This is a genomic window from Dactylosporangium sp. NPDC049742, assembly GCF_040674675.1.
Lineage (GTDB): Bacteria > Actinomycetota > Actinomycetes > Mycobacteriales > Micromonosporaceae > Dactylosporangium > Dactylosporangium maewongense.
On the sequence record NZ_JBFANF010000067.1, the window covers coordinates 59,668 to 73,240 of the forward strand.

General features: G+C 69.5%; 13 protein-coding genes. 3 read left to right on the top strand and 10 right to left on the bottom strand.

What is annotated here, in order from left to right; all coding sequences use genetic code 11:
- Positions 1-113: 113 nt before the first annotated feature.
- Entirely contained in the window at positions 114-1,040 is a 927-nt protein-coding gene (locus tag AB0J72_RS48255; RefSeq protein WP_363412639.1) for an ATP-binding cassette domain-containing protein, read from the top strand.
- Between the two features lie 118 nt (positions 1,041-1,158).
- On the opposite strand, the gene AB0J72_RS48260 is transcribed toward AB0J72_RS48255, so the two are convergent.
- Positions 1,159-2,199, bottom strand: coding sequence for a hypothetical protein (locus tag AB0J72_RS48260; protein ID WP_363412641.1), 1,041 nt, complete (start codon positions 2,197-2,199; stop codon positions 1,159-1,161).
- A 458-nt stretch (positions 2,200-2,657) separates the two neighbouring features.
- On the opposite strand from AB0J72_RS48260, the gene AB0J72_RS48265 reads away from it, so the two are divergent.
- Positions 2,658-3,071 carry a hypothetical protein gene (locus AB0J72_RS48265; protein WP_363412643.1) on the top strand — a complete coding sequence of 138 codons (414 nt, stop codon included), beginning with the start codon at positions 2,658-2,660 and terminating at the stop codon, positions 3,069-3,071.
- A gap of 10 nt (positions 3,072-3,081) precedes the next feature.
- Here AB0J72_RS48265 and AB0J72_RS48270 read toward each other — a convergent pair whose 3' ends face one another.
- The 4 genes from AB0J72_RS48270 to AB0J72_RS48285 all read right to left on the bottom strand — a co-directional run bounded on the left by AB0J72_RS48270 (position 3,082) and on the right by AB0J72_RS48285 (position 8,056).
- Positions 3,082-3,813 (bottom strand): ROK family protein, encoded by a 732-nt coding sequence (locus tag AB0J72_RS48270; protein WP_363412645.1) that lies wholly within the window; start codon positions 3,811-3,813, stop codon positions 3,082-3,084.
- A 532-nt stretch (positions 3,814-4,345) separates the two neighbouring features.
- Positions 4,346-4,786, bottom strand: a complete 441-nt coding sequence (locus tag AB0J72_RS48275) for a hypothetical protein (protein WP_363412647.1) — start codon at positions 4,784-4,786, stop codon at positions 4,346-4,348.
- Between the two features lie 151 nt (positions 4,787-4,937).
- A complete protein-coding gene (locus AB0J72_RS48280; protein ID WP_363412649.1) occupies positions 4,938-7,736 on the bottom strand; it encodes a BTAD domain-containing putative transcriptional regulator in 2,799 nt (932 codons plus the stop codon).
- Positions 7,737-7,855: 119 nt separating this feature from the next.
- Complete coding sequence (locus AB0J72_RS48285) at positions 7,856-8,056, bottom strand: hypothetical protein (protein ID WP_363412651.1); 201 nt, start codon at positions 8,054-8,056, stop codon at positions 7,856-7,858.
- Between AB0J72_RS48285 and AB0J72_RS48290 the strand changes: the two genes are divergently transcribed.
- Positions 8,057-8,443 (top strand): hypothetical protein, encoded by a 387-nt coding sequence (locus tag AB0J72_RS48290; RefSeq protein WP_363412653.1) that lies wholly within the window; start codon positions 8,057-8,059, stop codon positions 8,441-8,443.
- Positions 8,444-8,538: 95 nt separating this feature from the next.
- Here the strand turns inward: AB0J72_RS48290 and AB0J72_RS48295 are convergent, their stop codons facing one another.
- From AB0J72_RS48295 to AB0J72_RS48315, 5 genes are all read right to left on the bottom strand, one after another.
- A complete protein-coding gene (locus tag AB0J72_RS48295) occupies positions 8,539-10,611 on the bottom strand; it encodes a hypothetical protein (RefSeq protein WP_363412655.1) in 2,073 nt (690 codons plus the stop codon).
- A 115-nt stretch (positions 10,612-10,726) separates the two neighbouring features.
- Positions 10,727-11,035, bottom strand: a complete 309-nt coding sequence (locus AB0J72_RS48300; protein WP_363412657.1) for a hypothetical protein — start codon at positions 11,033-11,035, stop codon at positions 10,727-10,729.
- Between the two features lie 307 nt (positions 11,036-11,342).
- Positions 11,343-11,753 (bottom strand): hypothetical protein, encoded by a 411-nt coding sequence (locus AB0J72_RS48305; RefSeq protein ID WP_363412659.1) that lies wholly within the window; start codon positions 11,751-11,753, stop codon positions 11,343-11,345.
- A gap of 203 nt (positions 11,754-11,956) precedes the next feature.
- The gene (locus AB0J72_RS48310; protein ID WP_363412661.1) at positions 11,957-12,919 is read right to left on the bottom strand and encodes a hypothetical protein; all 963 of its coding nucleotides are present in this window, start codon (positions 12,917-12,919) and stop codon (positions 11,957-11,959) included.
- Between the two features lie 114 nt (positions 12,920-13,033).
- On the bottom strand, positions 13,034-13,486 hold the full coding sequence (locus AB0J72_RS48315; RefSeq protein ID WP_363412663.1) for an NADAR family protein: 453 nt from the start codon (positions 13,484-13,486) through the stop codon (positions 13,034-13,036).
- Positions 13,487-13,573 lie beyond the last annotated feature (87 nt).

The following is a 13,573-nucleotide window of genomic DNA, read 5'->3' on the forward strand; positions in this document are numbered from 1 at the left end:
TGCGTACCGTCGTCTGACCAGCCAGACCAGGGGCAGACGACGGCACGCACGACCGCGGCAAGACGACGCTGCTGCACGTTCTCGCGGGCCTGATCCCGCCTGACGACGGCGCCGTGCACCGGGCCGGCACGATCGGCCTGGCCCGCCAGGAGCTGGCCGCACGCGATGGCGAGAGCGTCGGCACCCTCACCTCCGAGGTGCTCGCGCCGTCGCTGGCGGCCCTCACCGCGCTGGAGCAGGCGACCGGCGCCCTGGCCGCCGGCGATGACCCCGAGGCCGAGGACCGATACGCCGCTGCGCTCGACGCTGCCGTCCGGCTCGGAGGCTATGACACCTGGCAGGACGCCTTGGCGGAGCACCGGATCGACGTGCCCGAGCCGCCGCCGTTGTTGCGCTGGCCCGACCTGGGCATCCGGCCTGGTGCGCCACAGGTGCGGGCACGCGGCGTCGCCGTGGACGAGCGCTTGATCGCCCCCGTCGACCTGGCCCTCGACGGCGGTGACCGGCTGCTCGTCACCGGAGCCAACGGCGCCGGCAAGTCCACGTTGCTCGCGGTGCTGGCCGGTGCGCTGCAGCCCACACAGGGAGATCTCTGGACGGCGAAGGAGGCACGCGTCGTCCTGATCACCCAGGAAACCGCTGCGCACCACCGTGGCCTTACCGCCCGCGAGGCATACGTTCGCCATGTCGGGCGCCTGGTGGCCTGCCGGGCGCTGCGCGACGCCGACGCGGTCCGTCCCGGGGCGCTCGGGCTGCTGGACTCCGAGGCTATGGCCACCCCGGTCGGACGGATGTCGCAGGGGCAGCAGCGGCGCCTCGACCTGGCGCTCGCGCTGGCCGGCCGCCCCAGCGTGATCCTGCTCGACGAGCCGACCAACCACCTGTCGTCCGTGCTGGTCAACGAGCTGACCGAGGCAATCCGCCACACAAGCGCCGCCGTCGTGGTCGCCACGCACGACCGGCAACTGTTACGAGATCTCGCCGACTGGCCGCGCTTGGAGATCGAAGGCCCGCGCGGGGCGACGATGCCGGGAATCTGAGTGCCCGTGTGGCGCCGGGGGAACTCCGGCGCCACACCGGGCTCGACGGGGTGGTGCTCGCGAACTGCGAGAAGAACCGCCGACGAGGGTGATCTGCGCGCACACCCGCTCGCTGCCGTCAGTGCGACGGTGCCATCGGGCTCGGAGTGCGCCGTCCGTTCGCCTTCCACCATGCCGCGTACGTGCCGTCCCAAGGGAGGGGGTCCCTCCGCACGCCGTCGGAGCGGTACGTGCGCCGGGTGGGGAAGACCGTGACCTCCATCTCCGCCTCGGCCTCCCGGGAGGCGAGCCGCACTTCGTCGAAGGTGTCGTCCACCGGGACGATCGGCCGGCCGCTCATGACGACGTGGATGTGGTCGAAGACGCCGTGCTCGAACGAGTCGAACACGGTGATCGTCAAGAAGCAGGCGCCGAGCGGGTTGGGCGGATCGGGTTTCTCGCGGGCGACCGCCCACTCCGCGATCGTGTGACCCGCCCCCCATTCGAACGGGGCTACCTCTCCCGGTCGCAGGAGGCGCTCCCTCCTCGCGTCGGTCGCCCCCACGAACTGGGCCTCGTCGTCGAGTCGCACCCGTGCCGTGGTCGCGCCCTCGTTGATCAGTACGCCCCTGGTCTGGAACCACATGAGCTGTGTCCGCGCTCCATCCCGTGCGAAGAGACGCGCCGGCGAGGCTGTCTCGGCCCGCGCCACAGAACGTTGGTCGAGCAGTCGCGGTTCGTTCCCGTACGGCATCCGGTCACGCGTCGCGTCGATCAACGGGGGCCATTGCGGCGCCTCGAACAGCGCGACGACGAGGGGAGCCCGCTCGTCCGTCCTGGCGCGTGCCGCTTCCCGGACCGCCGCCGTCGCGGCCTTGAGGACCTCCTGGGCGAGGGTGACCTGCTCGTCGGCGGCTTTCGACTGAGCCGCACTGATCTCGACCTGCTTCTGCAACTCCGGCAACTGCCTGGCGGCGGTCCGGGCCGCCCCGCGCGCCGCGCGAGCGGCCGAGGCGCCAGCGATCGCCGCGGCGACCGCACCGATGCTCGAGATGATCTGCAGCCACCCGGCCAGCGTCAGATGATCGACGCCGGCCGCCAGCGCATCCCAAAAAGCCCGCACGTCAAGGCCTACTTTCCACGGAAGCTCACCCTTTGTGGCCGGGTCCGTGCCGGGCACGGCCGCTCACCGGTCGACGTGCGACCTGCCCCGCCAGGGAAGGTATAAGCGCGTGATACCGAGGCGACGGCTGCGGCCCGGCGCGCTGGTCGTGGTCCGTGCCGCGGCTGCCGTGCCGGGTGAGGAGGATGAGCCGTGGGGTGATCTTGGCGTGCGGTCTGTCGCCGTTCACGCCCAAGGTCTTCGACGCGGGTCCGTTTGCGTTGAGCGATGTCCTGGTCGGACAGGCTTGGACGGTGAACCTCTCGAACCGTCGGCGTCCGTCCCTACCACCGCGGTCGGCGTTCGCCGGATTCAGACCGATGCGCACTCACCCAAACGCGCCCTCCAGCCCGCGAACGCAACAGCGCCGCGCGAAGGGTTGACGTGTCGAAGACCTCAACCCAGAAGCCGAGCACACGGGCCGAAAGCGTGCGCACATACCGATGACGGCGGTGGATGGCTGATAGCATTGCCGGGTGGAACGTGGCGAATTGTGGTGGGCCGAGTTCGACGAGAAGCGGCCGGTGGTGCTGCTGTCGGGCGGTGCCGGTCCGGAGTTCCAGATCATGCAGATCGTCGCCCCGGCCACGCCGGCCGAGAAGCGCGGGTTCGTGGTCATGTCCGGTGACCAGGCGCTCGACGCCGACAACCGGCGCCGGATCGTCGAGGAGGCCGGCCCGGTCCGGGCGGTCGGCATCGAGGTCTTCTTCGGCACCGCGGAGGGGCTGGCCGAGGACGGCGTCGTGCGGGTGGCGCTGCCACAGGACGGGACGATCTTCTGCACGTGGGGAGCGAGCGTCACCGAGGAAGCTTTGATCGAGCGGATCGGGGTCTGCTCCCCGGAGAAGCTGCACGAGCTGGACGTGGCCATGAAACTGGCCGGGGCGTAGACGTTCGCGCCTACGGGCCGCCGGCCGCCAGTATCGCGCCCGCCAGGGACGACCGGTCGCCGAGGCGTGCCGGCAGCACCGGAGCGGGGCAGTGGCCGGGCCGGGCCAGCATGTCCAGCTCCGAGGCGACCTGCTCGACGTAACCCGGCAGCGACGCGGCGAAGCCGCCACCGATCACGATGGCCTCAGGGTGCAGCAGCTCGGTCGTGCCGATCAGGGCAGCGGCCAGGGCTGCGCAGCCCTGCTCGATCGCCGCGACGGCCCAGGGCGTACGGGCGAGGAAGCCGGCACGGAGATCCTCGAAACTCACCACCGCGCCGGCCGCGGCAGCGGCTCGGCGCAGGGTCGCCGGGCCGGACGCCTCCGCCTGAACGCATCCGCGCCGGCCGCAGTCGCATCGGTCGCCGCGTCGATCGACCACGACGTGGCCGAGCTCGCAGGAGCCCCGGCCCGGGCCCGGCACCGGCCGGCCGTCGAGGATGATGCCGCCGCCGACGCCGGTGCCCACGCCGGCGTAGACCAGGCGGTCGCAGCCCAGGGCGTCGGCCTCGGCCAGGGCGGCCAGGTCGCCGTCGTCGGCGAGGTGCACCGGCGTGCCGGCGAAGAGCCCGCCGAGGAAGCCGGCCAGGTCGAGGCCGATCCACGACGGCCGGGTCGGCCATGCCGTGACCCGGCCATTGGTCGCCTCCAGAAGTACTTGTCCACACTGCGGATGCGGAGATGTCGCGCCGCTCGGGCGCACACCACCGCCAAGGGCTGACAGGAAATGACTTCACGGCGACGCTAATCGAGGCCTAGGGGCCTCACAACCCCCTACCGAAATCCCCGTGAATCCGTCCCTGATGACGTCGGATGAAGTCAGGGGAGTGCATGAGGGGGTCGCTTAGGGGGTTGTGTGGTCCGGCCGCCGTCGGGAAACTGCGAACTGTCGAGCATCCCGGGCACATGGCCGTCCAGGAGGCGATGACCTGCGGCTGGCCGCCGCCCACCGATTGCGGATCGCGGTGCCCGGCTCCGTGAACAATTGGACTGGTCATCGCAGTAGTTGCGATTTCTCGGCACAATCTGGGAGTTCCGGGCCAACCACAGTCCGGTGACGGCAGGCGAGGGTGTGCTGATCCTATCCATCGAACACGGAGAATGGCGAGAATGGGCGGCAGTGAGGTCGACGAAATGCCCGGCCCCAGCCCGCCATCGCGAACGGCCCGCCAGGATCGCGCCTGACGGGCCGTTGCGTGGTGCCTGACCGGTTCACCGTGTCCGGTGCCTGCGGGCTACGGCGAAACGATGGACTGCCATCCGGGAGCCTCGTCCCAGATGCTGCCTGATTCCGTCAGGCACTCCTGGATGTCGATGTACTCCGTGGTGCCGACAGGGTAGTTGAAGCTGAAGTACTTGTAGCTGGAGTTGTTCCCGTCGGTGTCGGAAACGAACTCGTCACGAGTGAAGACGCTGTCGTTGTACCAGGTCTTGATCTTCAGGCACGCGCCGTGCCCGTCGGACGCCGTGTCGCGGATGTAGCCGGTCACGTAGACACGGCTGCCGCTGACGTACGAGTCGCCCTGTGCGTGCGCGCCGACGATGTCGGACGCCCAGTACGTGTTGCCTTTCCAGGCTCCCACCGGGGTCACCGCACCCGCCGGCGCGGCGGTGACGGCGATGGTGCCGATCGCCACGACGGCCACCGCGATGACCCGGCGGGTCCAGCTACCCATCAAGATCTCCCCGTACGACCTACCCGCTCTCATGATCTTCTTGCCTCCCGTGATTAGGGTCTCCCGACCGGCGCGGACCTGGCGCCGCTGGTTGGGACCACCGTGCCAGGTCGAGGTTGGGCCAACCCTGGGCGAAGCTTGAATCCGCTGGTCAGGACCGTGCCGACCCGGCGTCGGGGCGGCGGAGCTTGGCGCGGATCTGATCGGCTTCGGACGGGCTCTGCTCGCCGAGCCGGTCCAGCGCCCGCTGCCAGGCGTCGCGGGCCGCTTCGAGGTCACCGGAGGCGTGGTGGCTGTCCCCGAGGTGGTCCATGGTCTCGGCCTCCCCGTACCGATCGCCGGTGCTGCGGTAGAGGGCGAGCGCGTGCCCGAAGCATTCGATCGCCAGTTCGTGGCGACCGAGCCGCTGATGCGCGTAGCCGAGGCTGTCCCAGGTCTTCGCCGCTCCCGTGCGGTTGTCCAGGGCTTCGTGCAGCGTCAGTGCCAGCTGGCAGTAGCTGATGGCCTGTCGGTAGTCGCCGGCCTGGGCGTGGTCCCAGCCGACCGCGTTGAGGGCCTTCGCCTGCCCGACCTTGTGACCGGCGGCCTGGAACAGCGCCAGTGCCCGCTCGTCGTGCCGCAACGCGCCCCGCTGCCGGCCCTGCCACTCACACACCCAGCCCAGGAACAGGCACGTGTAGGCCTGGCCGACGTGGTCACCAAGCTCACCGAACAGGTCGAAGGCGCGCTGCAGGTGGGCCGTGGCATCCTCCGGCCGGCCGGTGTGGTTGCAAGCCAGGGCCAGGTCGCGGTGGGCGTGGGCCTGCCCGACCAGGTCCCGCGCACGTTCCGCGCTCGCCAACGCGACGCGCTGGGTGGCGGTGAGATCCTGCCAGCGCGCCCCGCGGCTGAGGAACGTGGCGGTGGCCCATGCCAGTCTCCATGCGTGGCCGTTGTATCCGGCCTCCGCGGCCTGGTCGACGGCCGTCAGTATCACCGACTGTTCGGCGACGAACCACTCGAGCGCCTCCGCCTGACCGGCGAACTGTTCGGCGGTGACGCCCGGCCGGGCCGGCGGCAGGCTGATCGGTTCCCGGTGGGGCTCGATCAGCAGGGCGGCGGCGTACGCGGTGTGCAGGTAGTGATCGAGCATCCGGTGCGGCGCGACCTGCCGGTCGTCGTCGGCTTCGACGAGCTCGGTGGCGTAGGTGCGCAGCAGGTCGTGCAGCGCGTACCGGCCGGGAGTGAGCAGAATGGCCATGTTCGCCCGGACCAGTTCCTCCAGCAGCGACCGCGCCCGGCCACCCGTCAGCCCGGCGAGGCTGGCGACGGCCGGTGCGGTGACCGTCGGGCCGAGATGCACGCCCAGCAACCGGAACACCCGGGCAGCGTCGGCGTCGAGGGCATGGTAGGACCAGGAGAACACCGCGCGGAGATCGGCATCGGGATCTCCGCCGGCGAATGCGTCCAGGTTCCCGTGGTTGTGGACGAGGTCGTCGGCCAGCGCCCCGAGCGGGACGGCTGGGTTCGTGGCCGCACGGGCCGCGACGATGGACAGCGCCAGAGGCAGCCCCAGGCATGCGGCGACGATCCGGTCCACCGACGGCCGGTCCGCCGCCGACTCCGAGCCGAGTCTGCGGGTCAGCAGGTCGCGTGCCTCTGCAGGGGCGAGCACATGCAGCACCAGCGGTTGCGCCCCGTCGGTGGCGACCAGTCCGGGCAGCTGGTTGCGGCTGGTCACCACGACCGCGCAGCCCGCGGATCCGGGCAGCAGCGGGCGGACCTGGTCGGCGTCGTAGGCGTTGTCCAACATGATCAGCATGCGCTTACCGGCGACCAGGCTGCGGTACAGCGCGGTCTGGGCGTGCAGGTCGGAGGGGATGGCGGAGGGCGCTGCGGCAAGCGCCTCCAGCAGCGAACGTATCGCCGTGGCGGGCGACTGACGCCGGCCGGACCGGCTGAACCCGTGCAGGTTCAGGTAAAGCTGCCCGTCGGGAAACCGGTGCAGGTTGTCGTGTGCCCACCGCAGCGCGAGCCACGTCTTGCCGATGCCTCCCGTGCCTGTGATCGTCACGATCGGCATGGTGTGCTCCGAGCCGGGCCGGTGACCGAACACCTCCGTCAGCCGGGCCAGTTCCCGGCTCCGGCCGACGAACAGCCGCGGCGGCGCCGGCAGCTGGCGTGGTACGGGCGGGGCCACCGTCTGCGGCTCGGAGCCGGCGGTGGCGGGTGTCGCGAATGCCGCGTCCTCGGTCAGGATCCGTTGATGGAGCTCCCGCAGCGCGGGACCGGGGTCGGCACCGAGCTCCTCGACCAGCAGCCGCCGGGTCCGCTCGTAGTGGCCCAGCGCGTCGGCCTGCCGACCGGACCGGTACAGGGCCAGCATGAGCTGACCGGCGAGGCGTTCGTCGAGCGGGTACGCCCGGGCTTGGGCCGCCAGCCCGGGCAGGAGCTCGGCATGGCGGCCCCGACGCAGAGCGACGTCGTTGCGGTCCAGCTCCACCGCGAAACGGTGCTGGCTCAACTGGTCTCGCAGCGCGCCCAGCCATGGGCTGTCCAGACCGGCGAAGGCCTCGCCCCGCCACAGTGCGAGCGCCTGGTCGAACAGCGCGAGCGCGTCGCCGTCATCGGCCGTCCGCGCGCTCATGGCGAGCCGGTGGAACTGGACGAGGTCGACGGCGGACGGGTCGACGGCAAGGACGTACCCGCCGCTTCTTCGGTGCGGGCCGGCCTCGCCGTTGGCGGACAGCGCGCGCCGGAGGCGGGACAGGTAGCTGTACAGCGTGTCGCGTGCCCGCTGAGGAGGGCGGTCCGCCCAGATCCTCTCCAGGAGCTGGTTGACCGACACGACCGTGTTCGCGTCGACCAGCAGCACCGCCAGCACGGATTGCTGCCTGCCGTGACCGAGGTCGACCAGCTGGCCTCCGATGTCCGCCTCGAGACTGCCGAGCAGGCGGAACCGCAAACTCAAGTGCACCCCCCGTGCGTATCGGCTGGCGCCCGACAGGGACACGCAGCCGGCCAGCCAATAGTACAGAGTCGATGCCTGGACCCCGCCCGGTTCGGCGACGCGCGCCGGGGCCGTGTCGGTCAGCCGCGGTCGGCCCGGCAGCGGGTGAGTCGGACGGCGAGCCCGGCGGCGAGGGCGGCGCCGGCGGCGGCCAGGTGTACGGTGCTGCGGGTCGGTGGGGCGACCGACAGCAGGACGGCGATGCCGACGGCGGTGCCGATCTGCGCGGCGGCGTTGAGCATGCCGCCGACGAGACCGGGGTGGTGTCGGCGGTCGCGCACGTGGTCGAGGCGACCGACGCGACGCCGAGGCCCAGCCAGGACAGCATGAGACTGGCGAGGAACACCGGCAGCGACCGGCGCCAGACCCCGGCGGACTCGACCACCATGGCCGTGGCGATGACGGCGAGCCCCGCGGTCATCGCGCCAGGCAGGCCGATGCGCCGGATCGCCGCGGCCGCCGTGGTGGAGGCGAGCACGACGCCGGCGCTGAACAGCAGGAAGCCGCTGCCGGACGCGGCGGCGGACAGGCCGAGCCCGTGTTCGGGGTTGAGCCTGGCAGGCTCTGTTGATCGAGTAGTCGGAATTCACCTCATCACCGCCATCCGGGTGACGCTCTGTCACGGGCAGAGACCTGGACCGCCCGTGCCGAGCATCCGCAGCCGATGAGCGGATGTCTGATGAAGGATGGAACCGACTCCGATGACGCGGGACGGTCATTGAAGTCGTGGCGACCGCAGAAGGCATAGGCGTGGCCCATGTCCTTACCGGCCACCGGGTGCGGCTGGGCCGCTGACCTCAATCGAGTGCAGCACCCCGGCGAGCTCCCGCAGCAGTTCCTCGTCGTTGTCGACACTTCCGAACCGGCCCCCACGCTCGGGGCGGCCGAGTTCCGCGCGGATCTGCGGCAACGCTGGCATGGCGGCAGAACCCATCCGTTTCAGACAGGCGGCGACATAGTTGCCGGTCGCGGAGTTCTTCTGCCACGCCTGAAGGAGGATATCCAGGACAACGGGTGCTTCCGACTCGCCGCCGATGTCCCAGATTGCTGCGGCAGCGTGCACGCGATTCCATTCGTAGCCGTCCGCCAGGAGTTCCCGCAGGCGGGGCAGCGCTGCAGCTGCCGGCGAACCGATCTGGCCGAGCACGTCGGCCGCGTCCCGAAGCGCATAGGTGTCAAGCAACGCAAGAGCGAGCGGCATGACCTCGTCGAGGTCGCCGCCGACCGCCCAGAGCGTGGTGACAGCTGCGGACCGCGTCCACGTATCGTCGACGCCGGCCACCGATCTGATCTGGGGCAGCGCGGGCGCTGCCACCGGACCGAACGCCCGCAACGCCTCCAGCGCGGATCGCACGACGTCCCAGTTCTTCCGTTCAGCAGCGGCGGCGAGTGTCTCGGTGATCAGGGACAATGGGGTGAGGTTGCCGAGCTTCGCCAGAGCGGACAGGATGCCGCTCGCGCTCGGCTGCCACTTCTCGGACAGATCGGCGCGCCGCAACCGGTCACAGAGGCGAGGCGCCAGCTGATCCGCCGCTTGCGGCAGCATTCCCGCCACCTGAACGGCGAGCCAGGCGTCGACGTCGCTGTCGAGCGCCACCAGGAGGCTGGGTAGGGCCCGTACGTCCCCGAGCCGGGCAATTGCCATGACGGCCTTCTGGTAAAGCCGGCGCAGATGTGGTCGCGGGGTCGTCCATCCGTCCGGCCCATGACTGGCGAGTAGGGCCGCCAGGGATTCCCGGGCTGGCTCTGCGATCACATAGTGCCTCTCCAGCAGCGTTGCCGCCTCGGCCGCGACTTCCAAGTTGCTCGCACCGAGTTGAGCGGCGATAAGCCGGATCAGGGCGTCATGATCCCCACGCCAGGACCCAAGAAGATCGCTCGTCATCCGGATCGCGTCCAGCCGAACGCCGGGTTCGGGACTGCCCAGCTGCTCTACCAGTAAGTCGGTGCGCTGCGAAACCCGCGCTCCCAGCAGCTGGTGCAGCGTCCGCAACAGATCTGTAGTCAGTGCGTACCGCCGGTTGATGCGGTCCAGATCGTCGAACGCGGCGGCAACGAACGGTGGCACACCGTCGGCCAGCTGCGAAACCGGCTGTGGTTCCGGCCACGGCTGCTCCGGCGATGCGGCGTCGGCGATCTCGCGCAACAGCCTGATTCCAGCCGGTACGAGATCGTCGTCGACTGCGTCTGGAGTGCAGTCGGCCCGGTGGATCAACGCGGCGAGCCGGAACTCCGGTTCACCCGCCGGGTCTACGGCCAGGCTCGCGAGCCACGCTGTCGCCGCCGGCGTGATCACAGGTATCCGTTGGGCCAACGTGGCCGTCGTCTGTGTCACGAGAAGGCGTTCGAGTAGGCAGAACTTCATCGCCGAGCCGTCCTGGAGCAGGTTGAGGGCCCGGTTGGCATCGGCGAGAAGTAGGCCCAGGCCAGGGATGGCAGCCTGACGCACCAGGCAGGCGGCGTCCCCTGCGAGTTCAACGAACGCCTCCGCGTGTTCCCGCAGGAACGCCGCAGCGCCCACAAAGTCCGCATCGACGTCGTCGATCTCGCATCGCTCGACCGCCACCTCCCCGATGCTGACCAGCAGAGCGACGATCTCGTGACGGTCCGGTGCGGCAGGATCACTGACCAGGTCCAGCAGGAACGGCAGGCTCGCCGTGGTGCTGCGGTAGACGTCACCCTGATGGTGAACCTTGTTGTAGAAGTCGCTGAGTGCCTGCCCCCGTACCTCGGCATTCGGAGAGCGCAGTGCTTCCAGCAGCGATGGCACCTCCTCGGCCGAACCGTAGGCATGGTGCATCGACGCCCAGTCGACATCGTGAAGTCCACTCAACATGCCCGGCACTATGCCAGGACCCACCGACAATTTTCGGCGCGACTGCCACCCGCGGCTGGAGGATTCTCGCAGCGAGACGGCGACCTCACATCCGCTCATAGCCGCAGATCGGGCGCTACCCCTGAGTCCTTGCGAGCACGGCGGCGGCTATGATGCGCAACTGCTGAAGGTAGTACGACTCCTCAGCATCGGTGAACACGGCGATGACCGTGTCGAGGTCCTCCACGCAGGTTGCGAGGGTTCGCGACCTTTCCGGGTCGAGGCTGCCACCGTTGTCCAGCCAGGTACTGACGCAGCCGGCGGTATCGGCATCGAGTAAAACTACATCGATGTCGCCGACTTCGGCGCCGCGCAACAGAGGGGGAAACCAGCGGTCACGATGGGCCTGCCACATCCGGGCGACGTCCGGTTCGGGTGCACTCACCTGGTACAACCTACCGGCGGGTTGCGGCAAGCGTCGCGGACGGACATTCCCAGCTGTCGCACGCTGCGCTGGAGCCTGAGATGAGTGCGCTACGCAGACGTGCGTACGAAAGATCACGCGCGCGGACTGGCCGCGATCAGCGCGCAACACACTCTGACGAGCAGAGCCGACGCTCGGCACCCGCAGCTGCCGACGATCGAGCGTCGCGGATGGGACGAGGCCGCGCTCGTGGTTCCTTCCTGAACGGGCGCAACTCAGGGCCAGAGCTGATCTGCGCTCGGGTTGAGGGAATCGGCGTGGCTGTGCTTCAGTCGCCGGGCCAGACCGGTGTGAGGCTGCCGTGGGCATCGTGGAACAGGTACGGCCGAAGGTGCGGGATTGCCGTCAGTGCGCTTCTCATTTCGGCCACGTCGCTGGCCCGGGCACGGATCGGCTGGGCGGCGAGCAGGTTACGAAGGTCGGAGAATGGCCACACCATTCCCAGCAGGCGTCGAAGCTCGGCCAGGATCTGCAGACCGTCTTGCGGGAGTCGGTCGACGTAGATGTCGGCAATGACCGGCAGGTCGGCGTCGTGGGGCATGTCAAGGACGGGGACAGCCGGACAACGCATGCCTGCAGTAATGCGCGCGGACTCGTCCTCGTCGCAGATGAGCATGGCCATGGACGTGATCTGGTTCACCGGCAGGTAAGTACCGTGACCGCAATTCATCAGGACCACCCGGGCTCCGTCTGCCAGAACTCGCCGGCGCCGTCCTGGCAGCCTGCCGTGTCCATCACACCGCCATACTGGCAGAGCCTGTCCGCAACGCCAGCGATATCAGGCTCGGGCGCCCCGCAGTGCCTCGCTGGAGCTCGGCGATGATCGCGCCGGACGCCACATCCCCGATCTGTCGGTGCGCGCTTCTGTCGCGATGAGATGGCTCAAGCATCGACGGCGTTGTCTTCGGCTTGGCCGGTGAGGCTGGCCAGGGCGATGCCGCCGTCATGGTCCCACAGCAGCAGGTCGTTGGCGGTGGCAATGGTTGCGCCGGCCCATCCGTACGGGGACGAGGCGTCGGTGGCGGGCATGCGAGCCGCGATAATCGGTCGCCCGTCGGACTGGTCGACCCTGAGGACGTGGCCTTCCCCGGTGACGACAAGCAGGCATCCATCGCCCAGATCGACGGTGTGCTGAACGCCGTCGTCGTCGCCGACGAGGGCAGCGGCGTCGATGCTTCGGACGACGTTTCCGCTAGGCAGATCGTGCCAGGCGATCTCCTCACCGTAGGCACCGGGCACGCTCATTGCCATCTCACGCTTGGCGGCCATGCCGGACACGGCCCGATTTCTGAGGGCCTTGATCTCGGTGATGGCCAGCGCTGCGTCGTCGCTGACCCACCAGGACCACTGCCCGTCCTGGCCGGCGCCGATGCTCACGAGGTAAGCGGACCGGTGCGGATGGGCCCACACGGCCGGATGGACGTCGTTGATCACCGGCAGCGTGGCCGTCGCGATGGTGGCCCAGCCGGCGACGCCATCGATCCGGCGGATCTCGGCGGTACCCCGGACTTCCCCGGCGCAGATTGCCAACAGGTAGTTGCCGCCGGTGGAGAACGCGACCGCGCTGCTGGAGTCGTCGGGCCAGCCTCGCAGTGCCACAGTGGTGACCTGATCGCCGCCGTCGTCGTAGACGGTGAGGGTGTCAGTGCCGGGAACGGCGAGAAGCTTCCCGTCAGGGCTGGCCGTCGCCATGCCGTTGCGCCGGATCTCGACGCTCTTCTCGACCGTGAGCGCAGGACCAACCAATACCAGATGTTCGGCACTGATCACGTACCAGCCGCCACCGTGACGGCGGAACACCTCGTCGACGCGGGAATGAAGTGTCGCGGTCATGATCACCTTCATCACCCGATGTTAAGACCCCAGCGTCCGTTGGCCAGCAGTCATCGATCTTCGAGCAGGTAGCCGGAGTATCCGCTTCTGCCGCGGACAGCGCGTTCGCGATGGTTGCGCTCAGTGCTATCGCCGCTGTCGGCGGCCCTGGGTGTTGGCGTTCTGGGTGAGGTCGGCGCGTAGCTGGGTGCGGGTGCGCATCAAGATCCGTCCGAGCATGTTCTTGCCGGTGCCACTCCGGCCGCGTCCCCAGTAGTGGTCAGTGCTGGTGTCCTCGACGATCTCCTCGTCGCCGGTGTCCAACAGGATGGCGCGGATGTCGGCGTGGGCGGTGAACTTGGCCGTCACGGCCCGGCGCATCACGTCGTCTTTGACCCGTTCCCAGTCGCGGCGCAGCGGCCGGGACTGGTCGCGGCCCAGCTCGGCGGCCCGCAACGGGGTCGCCGTCCGCCGGATGAGTTCGGCGTGGCGCGTACCGGGGAACTTCTGGGCCTGGAAGTAGTGCTCGGAGGTCGTCCACCAGTGGCCGTCGAGGTCGAAGCCGTGGCCGAAGAAGTTGGAGAAGCAGCCGTAGTGCAACGTTTGTTAAGTCGGAGGTAGGTTGGGTTTGTAGGGCGGGGTTGAGGTGTTCGGGGGTGAGTGTCGTGCCCATGTTCTTGGCTGCCC

Coding starts and splice junctions, on each gene's coding strand:
- AB0J72_RS48275 (WP_363412647.1), bottom strand. CDS start 4,786: ATGGGTAGCTGGACCCGCCGGGTCATCGCGGTGGCCGTCGTGGCGATC.
- AB0J72_RS48295 (WP_363412655.1), bottom strand. CDS start 10,611: ATGTTGAGTGGACTTCACGATGTCGACTGGGCGTCGATGCACCATGCC.
- AB0J72_RS48310 (WP_363412661.1), bottom strand. CDS start 12,919: ATGAAGGTGATCATGACCGCGACACTTCATTCCCGCGTCGACGAGGTG.